The organism is Clostridium sp. CM039 (assembly GCF_055081075.1).
Genome location: NZ_CM143649.1, coordinates 772,637 through 788,287, shown reverse-complemented (window position 1 = coordinate 788,287; position 15,651 = coordinate 772,637). Strand labels below are relative to the sequence as shown.

The following is a 15,651-nucleotide window of genomic DNA, read 5'->3' as shown; positions in this document are numbered from 1 at the left end:
TTAATGGCATTTATACTCTAAATTTATCTACAGCTTGTTAAATCATCTCCTGCGGAGCTGCAACATCTTCACAGAAGATGCATTGACGACTTCAGAAGGAGATTTATACTACCACTTATAGAAGTGGTAGACTTTCCTTCTGAAATGTCGTTAAATCATCACCTTCGGCGCTGTTCATCTTCTTAGAAGTTGCTCTATAAACAGTATAATTCCTAGGATGCTTGGTTTCAATGATTTTTTAGTGATTTACTTATATTTATCATTGAATTTTTTTATATAATATAAATAATTTTTAATTGTTAACGCATGTATACCACTGTTTACAATGCATTTTACTATGTATACTTTATGTTTACATTATAAGTATACCATGAAATCTTTGAAAAATACATATAAAATCAGTAAAAAGGCTTGAAAACAAGTAAAAACAGAACCATTCAATATAACTTTTATTATATTGAATGGTTCTGATTGTGGTTATAATGATAATTTATAAGTAATATTAACTAAATAACATATTGAATAAATTACGACGTGTGAGGAACGGGGATAGTGTCCATAAAAACTTATCGTTCAAAAAGAGGAAGCAAGTTATAATACCGTTTATCAGCTTTTAACATTCTTACTTATTAACTCCATAAATGTTTCAGGGGTCACTATTGCCACTTTGGGATTTTCCTTTAACCTATCCACAACCCTCTCAATATTACTAAGGCTTTTGCTCCAAGCATGAACATAGACAAAGGTGTAGCTATTAGAATTAGAAATATCTACTTGCCCAGAGTCAACTCTATGATTAATATTTTTCACGAGCTCATCTTCACTTTCAAGAGTATCCCAAAGTAAATCTCTGCAGGACACTATAGGTTTATTATTAGACCAAATAATTTCTCCGTGATAATTATCGTGCCTATGATAATCAAGATAAAACAACCCATGTATATTAGACTTAATAGTAAATTTACCCCAAAGCTCCTTGTCATAAAAAGACAAGTCATCTATAATTGATATATATTTTTGATCTACTTTTTTCATATAATCATTTAATCTATTAATATATATTCCGAGAGCATTCTTATCAAATTTACTTGGGTACATATACCCATTTCCAGATGGTGGAACTATAAAATAATCATTAGTAGATCCATGAGCTGCACTTTCATAATATAATCTAAATACAGTAGGTGCAAGGTAATATAAAGATGGGCTTAATGACCACCCTAAATTAAATTTACCTTTATAAGGAGAACCATACCATTTGTGAGAACCATAATTAGTTCCAAGGTTCCACTGTTGATTATCTCCATCTGACACAATAAATGTTACATTATGAACATTTTCTTTATTAGGAATGTTCATTAACGTTTTTTGAGTCATTGGTAATGATGGGAATGAACTTAATACAGTTAAATTATATGACCAATCTGCAGCAACCATGCTAATACCATATTTCGAAACCGTACTTATATTAATAAATTCATCGGGTCCCCACCCGAGGCAAATGGAGTCCTTTTCCATGGATGAAAATATTTTATCGCGTAGCGTTGTATCATTTATTTTATCCTCATAAAATATTAGGGATTTGGTCATTATACCATAATCTCTTAAGGCGGAATCTTTGCTCGGGGATAACTCAATTATTATGGAATGATTGAGGCCAGAATCCCATAAATTATCGTACGCCCATTTTTCATCTGTGCTTCTGCAATCGCCTTTAATATTTGTAATTCCATAGGCGCGTACTTTGTCTTGGATAGCTTCATCAACTGCAATGCAATTATTTAACGAGGCAAGTGAACAAGCATTATTTATCGAAGGATCTTTTAGCGATTTATTATTGTAAAGTACATATCCATCAATATAATCCTTAAATACATCTAATAAGCGCCACGGATCTGATATATTTTCGTATAAAACTCCATAACTATTTTTTAAATCATCTAGCCATATTTGATAATCTGGTTGTGAGGAATTAAGTGTATATATTTGAATAGATGATTGACTATTAATAAGCCCTTGAAGGGTTGCTATCATTGTCCGCTCATAAGGCGTCATTGTATCTTGAGAAATAACATATAAATAAGTTGGAGTTGTAGGATTTTTCATAAAATTACTACTATTGAGAGTTTTTTTAAAGTCGCTCCATTTAATATTAGACATCCATATTTCCATTACAGTATTTATAGAAATTTTGCAGAAAATTAATTCTTTCATTATTATTATAAAAAGATTTAATATGACTCTCATCAAAATTTGCTAATAGTAATTGTCTATTTATAATATCATCTGCCATAACCTGGTGGGCATTTTTCATCATATCATACATAATCATGAAAGTAGTAGTCCTTCCTATACCTTGTTTACAGTGAAAATGAACCCAGGTATTTTTAGATTGTGATTTTACGAGCTCTACGAAGTAATCAACCATATCATCTGTTGGAATCTTACCATCAGTAACAGGAATGCGTTTATATGATAGTGATTTAGAATTAACAAGATGCTCTTCATCTTCAACTTTTTTTGGAACTATACCTATATTATTATGATTGTAAAAAGTAATAGGCACATTTAATTTAATACTATTTAGTTTATTATATTCATCAGACATTACTTGATCCTTTGTTAACCCTATGTTAGCATCATTTCTTGCATTAGCCCAGCTAACAGGGATTCCATTAATAAACCCATGTGATTCTTGCCTCAAGTCAATAACTGCTATAGGTAATGAAGTGCCTAGACTATTTATTAGAAGAGGCAGATTATACTCGGAAAATTGTTGACTACCTGAAATGTTTAATGTGTTTAACCCACTAAGATTTAATTCTTTACTACTTTGTGTACTTAATATATCAGTCGACTTACGAAAATGTTTTGGAATTTCATAGAGATGATTTTTTAAATCTAAAATTAAATTTATATTGGTGTCATTTAAGGATACATCAGAAGCTCGCGCTATGGATCGCATCGTATTAGCAAGCATCATTTCATTGTTCAGCTGCATATATTTATTTAATTTCATCATATTATAAAAATAGGGACACATGTACATGTATATCCTCCATAAAAAATAGTTTTCACCATATATTATGAATAAAAAATTATTTTGTTACGGAGTTTTGATCTTGATGTTTGAGTTGGACCAAGATTACAACCCTAGCAAAAAGTCGTTATTATATAACGTTCGCTAGGGTTGTGAATAGAATTTGAAATTTTAATTTTTATGAACATTCTCACTGTCTTTATCATAGAATTTAATAATAGTAATTTTATGGAGTGTAACATGGATTTTTTTAGATCAAATCAATATTCTAGAATAAATGCGGTTAATTATGCAATGACCTATGCCTTGCATCCAAACCCCAGTTTTAGGTACTTCTCTCTTATTAATAATGAGACTAGTGGCGACTGCGCAAACTTTGTATCTCAGTGCCTACTCGCTGGTGGAGCACCTATGAGGTTTAATGGCTCACATCCTTGGTGGTACAGAAAGGCTAATACCAGTAGTACAAAGGATGACACATGGTCTGTTCCATGGGCTGTGGCAAATTCCCTTTATTGGTCTTTAAAGACTAATCAACAATCTGAAGCTTCAGGGATTAAGGGTCTTGAAATATATGATACTCGCCTTCTTGAATTAGGTGATTTGATTTTTTTTGAAGATAATAATGGAAATATTTTTCACTCTGCGATTATCACCGGTTTTAGATATTTACAGCCTTTAATTTCTCAACATACCTTTGAGGCTTTAAACATATTTTATAGAGATTCTTGGGGAGCAAATCGTATACATTTTTTAAAAATAAGTTTATAAAAATTATAATTTAAATATGTAATGGCATGTAAAATGATAGTTACGACTCAGCTATTCACTATTGGACTGCCTGAGTCGTAACGATAAAGCAAATCATTTTACATACCATTTTTGAAATATAGTAGCTATAATTACAGGCTAACTATTGTTTTTTTAAAATAAAATAAAATTGAACTCCAATTTCTGTGTTTTCTACTCCGCAGCTACCACCATGAAGTAATACTATGTTTTTTACTATGGAAAGACCTAGACCAGTGCCACCAAGCTTTCTAGTCCTTGATTTATCGATTTTATAGAAGTTATCCCATATCTTATTTTTTTCAGTGTCATCAATTTTACTTCCGCTATTTTCCACTTCGACGCGGATAGCACCCTCTATATTTATCATTTTTACTGTTATGGATCCGCCATCATAATTATGTCTTATCGCATTAGTCATATAGTTTGTTAGTACCTGTTCTATTCTGTTCCAATCTGCATTTACTTTTACATTTTGGATTAAATTTAATTCGAGCTTAATGTTTTTTTCATTAAGTAGGGATGAAAATTTCTTAGTAACTGGATTTATTAGTTCATCAAGAAAAAATACTTCCTCAATCAATTTAAAATTCCCAGATTCTAGTTGAGACAAATTCAACATATCTGATACTAAATTGTTCATTTTCCTTGATTCATCCATTATGACATCAATAAAATATTGTTTTTCTGCGCCTTCTAAAATATCATCATTTAACGCTAGTGTATACCCCTCTATAAGGGTTATAGGAGTTTTAAGCTCGTGGGAAACTGATGCCACAAAGTCTTTCCTCATTTCTGTTAGTTTCTTTTCTTTCTCAATATCCTTTTCTAATTGTACGTTAGATTCTTTAAGTGAGGTTAATGCTTCATTTAAATTTTCTGATAGAAGGTTAAGTGAAGTCGCGAGAGCTCCTATTTCATCTTCACTTTTAACCTCACATTTTTCTGTAAGGTCAAGCTTTGCCATTTTAGCTGCCGTCTTAGTTATTTTTATCAATGGCTTTGCAATCATGCTTGAATAAATTAAAGAAAGAAATAGAGTTATAACTAGGGCACCTATGTAGAAATACAAGTAAAATACCTTTATAACTTGAACTGCTTCATTTACTGGCTGTAGCGAAGCAAAAGCATACACAATTTCATCGCTATTTTCAGCATATAATATACCTGATACACTTTCTACCATATCGGGGGTTTCTTCAGTAGTAAAAATCAGGGTTTTTCCTTCTTCTTTAAATTTATTAATACCACCGCTATTTTCTATTTCAGATGACATTATTTGGTTCATGATTCTAACTTTTATAGAGTCTTTTCTTTCATCAATTGTTTTTGTAAGATATTTCAAATTTCCTAATCTATCTCGTGTAATTATTTTATAGTTATTGTTTTCTTCAAAAGAACTAACTAAATTAATTTTATCTTCATCTTTTTGGAGTAAAGAATATTCGCTTTTGAATTTAACAAGATTATGTTCAAGGTTATTCTTTTTCCATTTTATATAAAACTGCTCAAAGAATGCAGACTGTACTATCAAATTAGTAGTTATAAACACTATAAAAACTATAGAGGTTATAGCGAAAAGCTTTCTAGTGATGCTCTTTTTACTTTTCATTTTTCGCCTCGAATTTATATCCAGCTCCTCTTATGGTTGCTATAAGATAAGATTTTTCACCTAGCTTCTCTCTTAATCTTTTTATAACAGTATCTACAGTTCTTAAATCTCCAAAGTAGTCAATACCCCATAAAGCATCCAATATTTTTTCTCTACTTAATACGATACTTTTATTAAGTATAAAATAATTTAGTAGTTCAAATTCCTTTGGGGATAGATATATTTCACTATTATCTACAGTAACCTCATGGCTTAAATTATCAACTACAAGGCCGTCAAAGTTATTTCCTTCCTTTAGAACAGGTTCAGTGCTGTAAGTTCGCCTTATAATTGCTTTCACTTTAGCAACTAGTAGCTTTGGGACAAATGGCTTCGTAATATAATGATCCGTGCCTAATTCAAACCCCAATAATTCATCATCTTCTTCGGATTTAGCTGTGAGCATTATAACAGGGATATTTGAGGTCTTTCTTATTTCCTTGCATACATCCCAGCCATCCATAATAGGCATCATTACATCTAAAATAATCAAATCTACTTTATTTTTATTAAATATATTAACAGCTTCATTGCCATTTTCTGCTTGCAAAATATTATATTGTTCTTTCCTTAAATAAATGGACACAAGATTTCTAATTCTTTCTTCATCATCTACAATTAAAATGGTTTCATTCATATATTTTCTCCTTTATATATCTAGTGTAGCACTTGCTAATTTTCAACTTTCTTTTATATTATATAATAATACCAGTAATAATCATAATTTATTATATTTCAACTAACATAAAAGTAATATGAAAACTTATAAGTAGGAGTTACTTGCCCTAACAAATAAAAAACTTCAGTGGGGGGTATAAATCTCCTTCTGAAGTCGTCAATGCAGCTTCTGCGAAGCTGTTTGCAGCTCCGCAGGAGATGATTTAAGGGGGCTGCTTTACACCTACCAATTAAATATAAGCGCTATTAATACTAATATGATGTGAGTCATGTTCATTAATGCAAAATTTTTCACGGATAAAATGAAGGTTTCACTTTTAATAGGTTTTTGGTGAAATAATTTTATATTTTTATTCAATGGTATTATAGTTAAAATTACCAGCAATGATGGAACTGGTGAAATTTTCAATATAACTAAAATTATAATATCTAGGTATGCAATATAATATAGGGTCTTAAATAAGGTAAGTGCATTCCCCTTACCTAAATAGTAAGGCAACGTGTATCTCTTATTTGTTATATCCTCTTCAAGATCGCAAATGTTATTAGCAAGCATTATATTTGCTATGCCATTGATTGTTGGGATGGAGATCAAAAAGATATAAAATAATTCTACTAGATTTATGCTGATGTTTAACAGATTACTAACATACATGATAGAAATTATATTTCTATCAGATATATGAATGTAACAAGCTAAAAATAGAATTATAAATCCCATAAATACTCCAGAAAATACTTCGCCTAGTGGCATACGTGAAATTGGAATAGGCCCATATGTATAGAATATACCTGCTAAAAATGAAATAATTCCGATTAAGAGCACAACTACATTAGTGTTTAAAGTTAATAGAATCCCAAAGAAAATTGCTATTGCAAGTAAGGTAAAAATTATAGCTACAGCTGTGGATTCTTTGATGTTATATCTTATGATTCCATTTTTATTTTCATGATTATGTCTGTTACACTTTAAATCTTTTTTGTAATCAATATAATTGTTAATTGCGGTTGTAGCCATATCGAATGTTAATAGTGAGATACCCATAATAATAAAATTTTTCAAATTAAAGCTTTTATATCGGTATAAAGAATAAAGTGTTCCCAATATAAATGGTATCATACTGGCCAATTTTGTTTTAATTTCAATAAATTCAAGAAAACTAATCAAATACAATTTTAATCCCTCCTGTTGAATAATAAATTCTTAGCTATAGTTTGTTTGACTTTCAAAATAATCCATGATATTATCATTGTAAACCATAAATTTAATCGGGTTTACAATGTTTCAGACATCATATTTATAATTTTTTAGGGAGGAATTTATTTTGAAATTATCTACACGAGATTTAATAATTACTGCATTATTTACTGCATTAACAGCAGTAGGAGGCTTTATTTCTATACCTCTAGGTCCAGTTCCTATAACGCTACAATCTTTTTTTGTTCTTTTATCTGGACTTATATTAGGTGCCAAGTTAGGTGCACTATCTCAAATCACATACCTTATTTTAGGGTTAATTGGATTACCTGTTTTTTCTGGCGGAACAGGAGGATTAACTTCTGTAGTAAGTCCTACCTTTGGATTTTTAATATCTTTTATTGTTGTAGCATATGTAATTGGCAAGATTACAGAGAAAAATAAATCTCTTTCTACAATAATATGTTCTATTATTTTAGGAAGTTCCGTAATGTATCTTATGGGGATACCCTACTTTTATTTTATTTTTACGAATTATTTAGGGAAAAATATAAATTTTTATGCAGCTCTTAAATACGCTTGCATACCATTTATACCTGGAGATATTATAAAGGCAATTATAGCTATAATCATAGCTAAACAATTAATCTCTAGATTATCAAAACATTCGAATTCCAATTAATATTCATAAGTTATTGTAGTATTTTAGGAGATAATCTAATGATATCTTCTAAAATACATATTTAATATCATTTAGGGGCATGAAAATAAATAACAAGTCAAAGCTGTTAGTATACTGACTTATTATTTATTTGAATATCCCTTATTCCCAGGTTGTCCATATCTCTGGTACATAGCCCACAGTGGCTTCCTTTCCATTACGTACTATAGGGGTATTAAGAAGTTGAGGATTTTTCAATAAAATTTCTTCTTTAGTCTCCTCACCTCTAATTTGCTGTAAATTTGATTTTTTATAATCCTTTGCTTTCGTGTTAATTAAATTGTTTAATCCTACAGAATGTTTCACACTTTGTAATTCACCCTTACTTAGTCCTTTAATATTTAAATCTATAAATTGATATTTTATATTTCTTTCCTTAAAATATCGTTCAGTTTTTTGTGTGTCAAAACACTTTTTTCTTCCAAAACATTGAATATTCATCTTTGAAATTCTCCTTAAAATATATTATTCTATTTTTTTAAAATGGTTAAATAATCACCTGCGGTGTCGCGGCAAAGACTTCTGAAATGTCGTTAGACTATAATATTATCATAGCTAGTAGCACGGTAGCAACTATTCCACAAATAACAGGAATAACATTTTTTCTAGCTACGTCAAAGGGTTCAACCTTACATATTCCTGCTGCAGCAACTACACTCCAAGGGATTATAGTTCCTCCGCCTATCCATATTGTAATTATTTGACCAAATGCCGCAACCTTTTCCTTGTCTATATTAATAGTATTTGAAAAGGTGTTAGCCAAAGTGCCTACGAGCGGTAACCCTGCGAAACCTGAACCGCTAAGTCCAAGAAGAGTACTTACTGCTGTTTGTATGCCTATAACAGAGTATTTAGATAATGGTATCTTGCTTGCAGCATATATTCCTATATCACTTAGAAGTCCGCTAGCTCCATTACCCAATATATCAACTGCGGTCCCTTCACTTCCTAGAAAAAAGAACGCACCAATAATTATAATTGGTGCAAATATGTTTATACCAAAAGTAAAACCGCTTTTAATATATTTAGTAACCTCTCCTAATGACGTTCTAAAATCAGTATGTATTATAGATGAAATAATCATTATTATTGCTGCTGTACCACCTATTAGAGCTGTAGAGTCTGAACCTATGAAGTTGAATTTTTTAATGAATATGATATCTATTATAAATGATAAAGGGGTAACAATTGCCATTATTTTTATTCCTATTGAATGATTTTGTATTAATTTTTTAGTTTCAATTATTGTTGCATCAACCATAATTTTAGAGGTTTTATCTTTTTTCATAAGTATAAATGCTAAAGTTATAGTAACTATACTCATTATACCCCAAAAAGGAAGACATTCTTTAATAATTCCTAATGCATTAGGCAAGTTTGCAGTCTTAGCGGTTATTGATGGTGCTGCTTGAAGAACAAAATCGCTTGATAAAGCAACTCCATTTCCGAATAAACATAAAACAACTGCGGCCCATACAGGTGGCAATCCAGATTCTATTGCTGCAGGCACCATTAAAGCACCTATAAAAACTATTGCAGGTGTGGGCCAAATAAACCACGAGGTTACAGTAACCGTAATTCCTAGAATAAAAAATGACATTGTTTTATTTATCATCAATTTCCTTATAGGTTTTATAATTAATTCATCTGCACCCAGGTCATGTAATGAACTAGACATTGAATTAACTAATGCAATAACTACAACTATTTCAATAAATTCTTTACCCGACACTACTACGGCCTTATATATAATCTGAACAGCACTTAGAACATCACCTGTAAAAATATAACCTATTACGCCAATGCCTAAAATACATAGAAGTATTATATCTTTTTTAAGTGTAATTATAACTGTAATTATTAGAATAATGATTATATATGCATAATGAATTACACTTAAATTTATCATATGTTGTTGCCCCTCCTATGTTTTATTCTCGATGCATACAAATATTGGTGTATTAATTTGATTAACTATTTTAAGAATCGAAATGCTCTATCTAGTTGTTTTTTTAAGATATCTTAAATTGAGTATATGCAATATTCAAAGAAAATAATCAATTTTTACTATTTCAATTAAGATAAAAAATTTGCAATATATTTTGAGGAACATAAATATAAATAGGCTAGTATAATGTATTACTATTTATGTTTATGGACATAACATATTGCATGACTTTAGCTTTCATTTATGATAAACTTGTGATTAGCAAAAAATATTCGACTCTATGGAACATTTAATCAACTGATGTTTTCTAAACCAAGAGGATAATAGATAACAGCTGTTATCTATATGCAAAGATAAGCAAGGAGGCAAACATGTTAAAAATCTGGGGTAAATTAATCAAAGATAATAGAATTATTATGGATGAAGTGTCAATGTCGAAGCTAGAAGATAATTACCAGGAAAATCTAAAAGCGTGCATTTCAGAGTTATGTTACAAATTTGATATTTCAACACCGTACTGGCTAAAATCTAATATTAATGAATACAATAAAAGACATAAAACTAGTTTTGACGAAAATAATTTTATAGAGGAAATTTACTTTGATAAGTTTATGATAGAAGAATTAAAACCAACTGAAAAATAGTGCTAATAAGCACTATTTTTTAATCTTCATTTTCATCATAAAAGTCTAAATACGAATAATCCTCACCATTTTTTTGCCAACCTAAGATAGAATCCATATTAACATTTTGTGCGGCTCTAAAAATAGATTTATCAGCACCGCTAAAATTCTTCTTTAACTCTTTAACTAAATCTTTAATTTCATGACGTTTATTGCCTATCTTTTTAGCTGCCACCATGCATGCACAATTTAGTGGCCAAATACCACTGTTCTGAGTGAAATCCACAATATATTGTTCTTCAATATAATAAAGAGGACGAATTAATTCCATACCTTGGAAATTTTGTGCTTTTAATTTTGGAAGCATAGTCTTAAAATTTCCTGAATAAAGAACATTTAACATAGTGGTTTCGACTACGTCATTAAAATGGTGTCCAAGGGCAAGTTTATTACAACCTAACTCTTTTGCCTTTGCATATAATGCACCTCTTCGCATTTTTGCACACATGTAACAAGGATAATCCTTAGCTATACTATCAATTATATCAAAAACTCTTGATTCAAATATTTTCACAGGAATATTTAGATGTTTACAATTATCAATTAATAGTTCTTTTATATTTTTATGGTAACCAGGATCCATAGCAATATACTCTAATTCAAAATTAAATTTACCGTGAAGTTGTAATTCTTGAAATAATTTAGCCATTATTAGACTATCCTTACCTCCCGAGATAGCTACAGCAATTTTATCACCCTCGCAAACTAAATTATAATCTATTATAGCCTTAATGAATTTTCTCCAAATAGGCTTTCTAAAGGTTGTAATAAGACTACGTTCTATTTCCGCTAGTGGTTTTCTATCATTAAATGGAACTAATATTTCACAACCTTCTCCTGCAATGCTACTCATAAAATCACCCCTCCTGTATATTAGAATATTATAACATAATCCAGAAGGGTTTGTCTTTGGAAAGTAATACACGCTGATACACATTATTATAATAACAGAAACTTAAACATCTGATCAAACCACTATAAATGATATATTGATGTAATCCAAAAAAGATGACTTCTGTTTATGTTACAGAAATCATCTTGTAAGCAGAATAAATATGTTGGCATGTTTATTTAAAGAGTAAACACTGTGTCATCTGGAAAAATTGAGCCGCTAAAACCATCGAATGCTTCGAAGTGCTCTTCCACATTATCAGGGGTTTCTTTCGAATTAATAATAGATATTTCATCGTCACCTATTATATTTAACTCCATCAAAGTAGTTACACCAAAGCTTATAACATTCTGAAGAATTTTTGGAGCATCTGTAAGCTCAGTGATTGTTTTAATATTGAGTTGAAATTCATTTAATTCACGGTCTTTAGGAATATCTAAAAAAACTTCTATAGGTTTTTCAAAAAATCCATTTATACTGCTATTTTTGTTGTCTTCAAGATAATCAATTATATAATTAACTCTTTCAATAAATTTAATACTTGCGAACCCAGATGTTGTAGATAAAAGGCTTCTAAATTCGGAATGCTCTACAATAATACCAGGTTCAAATTTTATTTTTTCAAAAATATAAGAAGAATTTATATTTTTAGGTAAATTTATATTTATGATAGGGAAATTAAGATTTTCATTGTATGATGCAAATATTTTTTTTGCTATAATGGTTATTATCTGATTGCCTGGTTGTAGATTAGTTATTGCAGCTGGTGGAACATATGTATAAGGAAGTCTCAGTGAAATAACATCATAGGGCTGGCTATTAAGTGTATTCATCAGAATTGAACCAATTACAGAATTAGATTTTAAATCAATTATATCAATCCCGCCATGATTTTCACGGTTTCTGTTAGCTACCAAGAGCTTAGTATTGTCGTCAGTTATAAAAAGTCTGGTAGGTTCAGGTTTTGAGGTAATAATAAAATCATATGCTTCATTAGTATTAGTATTTATTAACTCTATTCTGTTTAGTCCAAAATTTGATGCGTATAAGGTAGCGTCTTTTAAGATCATTCCAGCAATTAATGATCCCTTAGGTAAAATTAAATCAGTAAATTTTTCTGAGTTAATATCTATTTTTAATATAGTATTTCGCATTGAAATGTATGCAGTTTTATCATCTTCGGATATTAAAAGATAAGTTGGATTTATACCTAAGTTTTTAAATGAATGTATAAGTCCATAATTTTCTGTACTATAAATTCTTAATTCCTTTAGTAATGTATCTAATACATATAGTTTAGTCCCTTCTTTATTAAGTCTTAAATCAATAATTGCTGACAATCCTTTAATGCGACCTATTAAATTGTCTAAGTTTATATCATATACAGTTACTTCAGAAGTATTTGAAATGTATATTTTTTTGTTTATGGTATCAATTTGAAAGTTGCCATTATTGGGAATAATATTTTCTTTTATTTCACCAGTAATACAGTTAATAAATGAGATAGTATTACTCATATCACAAGCAACGCCAATGGTATTGTTATCTTTCAAGGCTAATCTAAATGGGCTTTTCCCTACAGATATTTCTTTTAATATAGTATTGCAAAGACTATCAATTATAGTTAAGGTTCCAGTTTTAACGTTTGAAACAAAATAAAAACTTTTTCTAATATTTTCAGCTATTTCAATCACACCCTTTATCTTTCTTAATAGAAAATATGCTCTAACGATAGAAAATATGCTAAATCGAGTAGGAGCTAAATAATTAATTTATTTAGCGACCTCTCACACCACCGTGCATACCGTTCGGTACACGGCGGTTCAATAGAAATTAATGTTTTAATAAATATGTCTCAGATATAGAAACTAATCCTATATTTTTAAGGTATTTATTGGTCAATGTTTTGTTTAATATAGGGCTATTGGATGTTCTCCAATAGCCTTTCCTTGTATTTGCATATTGCAAAGCTTTATTGTTTGGTATTCCTAATTTAACAAGGTTCCCATATTTTGTTTTAATCTTTTTCCATTGTTTCCAAAAACACATTCTAATTCTTCGCCTTAACCATTCATCAAGTGTTTTAAGAATACTTTTAATGTCTGCAATAGCAAAATAATTTATCCATCCAACTATCACTTGCTTAAGTTTCATAAACCTATATTTCATGCTCATCGCATTACTTCTTGAAGTTAATTCTTTTAGCTTTGCTTTGAATTTGATTATAGGTTTTTGAGGAACTCTCATTCTGTATTCACCTTTTGCTCGGTAAAATGAAAATCCTAAAAATTTAAGTTTCCAAGGTCTATCTACTGTACTCTTTTCTTTATTCACTCTAAGCTTTAACTTTTCCTCAATAAATCTCGTAATACTCTTCATTACTCTATTTGCTGATTTCTCACTTTTGACGTATATATTCGCATCATCAGCATATCTACAAAAGTTTAGTCCTCGTTTTGTTAGTTCTACATCGAGTTCATGTAACATTACGTTACTTAATAATGGGGACAAAGGCCCGCCTTGAGGTGCTCCTTCTTCTGTATTCATAAATACCCCATTTATCATCACTCCACTTTGTAGATACTTTCGTATCAGAGAAATTACTCTACTATCTTTAATATCTTCCGATAGTATCCTTATTAATTTATCATGATTTATCGTATCAAAGTATTTAGAAAGGTCTATATTCACCGTCCATGTATGTCCAGCATTAATATATCCCCTACATTTTTCAACAGCTTGTTTTCCACTTCTTAAAGGTCTAAAACCGTAACTATTATCAGAAAATTTCTTTTCATATATTGGTATTAGAGTTTGTGATATCGCTTGTTGAATAACTCTATCTAATACAGTAGGTATTCCAAGTAGCCTAATTCCACCGTCAGGTTTTGGTATTTCTACCCTTCTTACGGCTAGAGGTCTATATCTACTTTCTAATAATGATTGCCTTAATTCTTGTCCATGCTCTTTTAGATAATGTAGAAGTTCATCTACTGTCAAACCATCAATCCCATGACTTCCTTTATTGGCTTTTACTCTTTTATATGCTTTATTCATATTATCTCTCGATAATATCTGCTCGAGTAAACCATTATCATATTCATTCACATCGTTTCTTCCTTCTTCTGACATAGAGGAAATACTATGCACTTCTACATTACCTTCGAGTTCCACTCTATTCTCTCGTAGAGAGCCTTCTTTATGAAGTTGTCTGCTTTTATCATATTTTCTCGTATCCTTCAAAATTCCAAACCTCCTATTGTTCAGTCCTTCCCACGCTAACGCGTTTTGCATGGTACTATGACGTCTGCTGACTTCTGATAGTTCAGCCATACATCACTGTATGGGTTGTTATTTCTAAATTCATATCCACAACTTACCTATCAGATCTCCCCGGGTAAGAACGCAATCTTTCACTCCATCTATCTGCTACATTTACACCACTTGTTTCGAATAGTTTTGGGCTTCGTTTTGTATTGCAAACTTACCCACAAGCATATGCCTTATATGTAGTTTCTGTTCGTCAGACCGGAGTTTGGCCGCCAACTTCCTTCAGATTCCATCTCACGATGGACACCCTTGTCTTAAGCTATGCACTTGGCACTATTAACCCGTGCTAGGGACTTTCACCCATTAGATTGCGCCCATGCCGGGCGCACAATTATAAAGGATTTGGAAATTCCAAATCCTAATAATTTCTTTGGATACAAACTAGACCCTTTCGTAGCTATCAAATTTTCCATTTTTAACGATTCTGTACACACCTTTTGCTTTTATATTAATCTTTCGAATTTCATCGCTAACAATATTCATATAGACTTCTTTGAATTTGATGGATAGACTACAACCATAGGATATTTTTGTTGGGGTTGATACTAATTCAACCTTGCAAGATTTTTTTAGAAGCCTTTGGTACAAAAGTGTTGCAACATTATGACCTGGGTAAACAACTAAATATTCACTTTCTACTACTTCTACCTTCATAGCTTGAACATCTCCCTTATAGCTAATCAAGTTTATAAATTAATTTGTATCATAGATAAACTAGTAG

Annotated in this window: 12 protein-coding genes and 1 pseudogene; 3 read left to right on the top strand and 10 right to left on the bottom strand. The window is 30.5% G+C overall.

Annotation, left to right across the window (positions count from 1 at the left end):
• Window positions 1-606: 606 nt before the first annotated feature.
• A pseudogene (locus ACWJJ2_RS03705) lies at window positions 607-2,980 on the bottom strand (GxGYxYP domain-containing protein).
• A gap of 300 nt (window positions 2,981-3,280) precedes the next feature.
• On the opposite strand from ACWJJ2_RS03705, the gene ACWJJ2_RS03700 reads away from it, so the two are divergent.
• The gene (locus ACWJJ2_RS03700) at window positions 3,281-3,811 is read left to right on the top strand and encodes an amidase domain-containing protein (RefSeq protein WP_462953841.1); all 531 of its coding nucleotides are present in this window, start codon (window positions 3,281-3,283) and stop codon (window positions 3,809-3,811) included.
• 142 nt (window positions 3,812-3,953) lie between these two features.
• Here the strand turns inward: ACWJJ2_RS03700 and ACWJJ2_RS03695 are convergent, their stop codons facing one another.
• From ACWJJ2_RS03695 to menA, 3 genes are all read right to left on the bottom strand, one after another.
• A complete protein-coding gene (locus ACWJJ2_RS03695) occupies window positions 3,954-5,441 on the bottom strand; it encodes a sensor histidine kinase (protein WP_462953840.1) in 1,488 nt (495 codons plus the stop codon).
• The gene (locus ACWJJ2_RS03690; protein ID WP_165412834.1) at window positions 5,431-6,117 is read right to left on the bottom strand and encodes a response regulator transcription factor; all 687 of its coding nucleotides are present in this window, start codon (window positions 6,115-6,117) and stop codon (window positions 5,431-5,433) included. The genes ACWJJ2_RS03695 and ACWJJ2_RS03690 overlap by 11 nt, the downstream gene beginning before the upstream one ends.
• Before the next feature lie 264 nt (window positions 6,118-6,381).
• The gene (menA, locus tag ACWJJ2_RS03685; RefSeq protein WP_462953839.1) at window positions 6,382-7,332 is read right to left on the bottom strand and encodes a 1,4-dihydroxy-2-naphthoate polyprenyltransferase; all 951 of its coding nucleotides are present in this window, start codon (window positions 7,330-7,332) and stop codon (window positions 6,382-6,384) included.
• A 151-nt stretch (window positions 7,333-7,483) separates the two neighbouring features.
• Between menA and ACWJJ2_RS03680 the strand changes: the two genes are divergently transcribed.
• On the top strand, window positions 7,484-8,038 hold the full coding sequence (locus ACWJJ2_RS03680; RefSeq protein WP_462953838.1) for a biotin transporter BioY: 555 nt from the start codon (window positions 7,484-7,486) through the stop codon (window positions 8,036-8,038).
• 141 nt (window positions 8,039-8,179) lie between these two features.
• Here the strand turns inward: ACWJJ2_RS03680 and ACWJJ2_RS03675 are convergent, their stop codons facing one another.
• Together ACWJJ2_RS03675 and ACWJJ2_RS03670 are read right to left on the bottom strand one after the other, a co-directional pair.
• Complete coding sequence (locus tag ACWJJ2_RS03675) at window positions 8,180-8,518, bottom strand: arsenate reductase family protein (protein ID WP_220320178.1); 339 nt, start codon at window positions 8,516-8,518, stop codon at window positions 8,180-8,182.
• A gap of 97 nt (window positions 8,519-8,615) precedes the next feature.
• Window positions 8,616-9,986, bottom strand: coding sequence for a hypothetical protein (locus ACWJJ2_RS03670; protein ID WP_462953837.1), 1,371 nt, complete (start codon window positions 9,984-9,986; stop codon window positions 8,616-8,618).
• A 410-nt stretch (window positions 9,987-10,396) separates the two neighbouring features.
• Here ACWJJ2_RS03670 and ACWJJ2_RS03665 point away from each other — a divergent pair, with 410 nt between their 5' ends.
• A complete protein-coding gene (locus ACWJJ2_RS03665) occupies window positions 10,397-10,669 on the top strand; it encodes a hypothetical protein (RefSeq protein ID WP_220286554.1) in 273 nt (90 codons plus the stop codon).
• A gap of 19 nt (window positions 10,670-10,688) precedes the next feature.
• Here ACWJJ2_RS03665 and ACWJJ2_RS03660 read toward each other — a convergent pair whose 3' ends face one another.
• The 4 genes from ACWJJ2_RS03660 to ACWJJ2_RS03645 all read right to left on the bottom strand — a co-directional run bounded on the left by ACWJJ2_RS03660 (window position 10,689) and on the right by ACWJJ2_RS03645 (window position 15,584).
• The gene (locus ACWJJ2_RS03660) at window positions 10,689-11,561 is read right to left on the bottom strand and encodes a tRNA 2-thiocytidine biosynthesis TtcA family protein (RefSeq protein WP_462953836.1); all 873 of its coding nucleotides are present in this window, start codon (window positions 11,559-11,561) and stop codon (window positions 10,689-10,691) included.
• A gap of 218 nt (window positions 11,562-11,779) precedes the next feature.
• The gene (locus ACWJJ2_RS03655) at window positions 11,780-13,294 is read right to left on the bottom strand and encodes a YncE family protein (RefSeq protein WP_462953835.1); all 1,515 of its coding nucleotides are present in this window, start codon (window positions 13,292-13,294) and stop codon (window positions 11,780-11,782) included.
• Between the two features lie 139 nt (window positions 13,295-13,433).
• Window positions 13,434-14,843, bottom strand: a complete 1,410-nt coding sequence (gene ltrA / locus ACWJJ2_RS03650) for a group II intron reverse transcriptase/maturase (protein ID WP_462952630.1) — start codon at window positions 14,841-14,843, stop codon at window positions 13,434-13,436.
• A 468-nt stretch (window positions 14,844-15,311) separates the two neighbouring features.
• Entirely contained in the window at window positions 15,312-15,584 is a 273-nt protein-coding gene (locus tag ACWJJ2_RS03645) for a DUF3343 domain-containing protein (protein ID WP_216303469.1), read from the bottom strand.
• Window positions 15,585-15,651: the final 67 nt, after the last annotated feature.

Bases quoted from the DNA above. Each gene is read 5' to 3' on its own strand.
- ACWJJ2_RS03700 (WP_462953841.1), top strand. From the start codon at position 3,281: ATGGATTTTTTTAGATCAAATCAATATTCTAGAATAAATGCGGTTAAT.
- ACWJJ2_RS03695 (WP_462953840.1), bottom strand. From the start codon at position 5,441: ATGAAAAGTAAAAAGAGCATCACTAGAAAGCTTTTCGCTATAACCTCT.
- ACWJJ2_RS03690 (WP_165412834.1), bottom strand. From the start codon at position 6,117: ATGAATGAAACCATTTTAATTGTAGATGATGAAGAAAGAATTAGAAAT.
- ACWJJ2_RS03675 (WP_220320178.1), bottom strand. From the start codon at position 8,518: ATGAATATTCAATGTTTTGGAAGAAAAAAGTGTTTTGACACACAAAAA.
- ACWJJ2_RS03670 (WP_462953837.1), bottom strand. From the start codon at position 9,986: ATGATAAATTTAAGTGTAATTCATTATGCATATATAATCATTATTCTA.
- ACWJJ2_RS03665 (WP_220286554.1), top strand. From the start codon at position 10,397: ATGTTAAAAATCTGGGGTAAATTAATCAAAGATAATAGAATTATTATG.
- ACWJJ2_RS03660 (WP_462953836.1), bottom strand. From the start codon at position 11,561: ATGAGTAGCATTGCAGGAGAAGGTTGTGAAATATTAGTTCCATTTAAT.
- ACWJJ2_RS03645 (WP_216303469.1), bottom strand. From the start codon at position 15,584: ATGAAGGTAGAAGTAGTAGAAAGTGAATATTTAGTTGTTTACCCAGGT.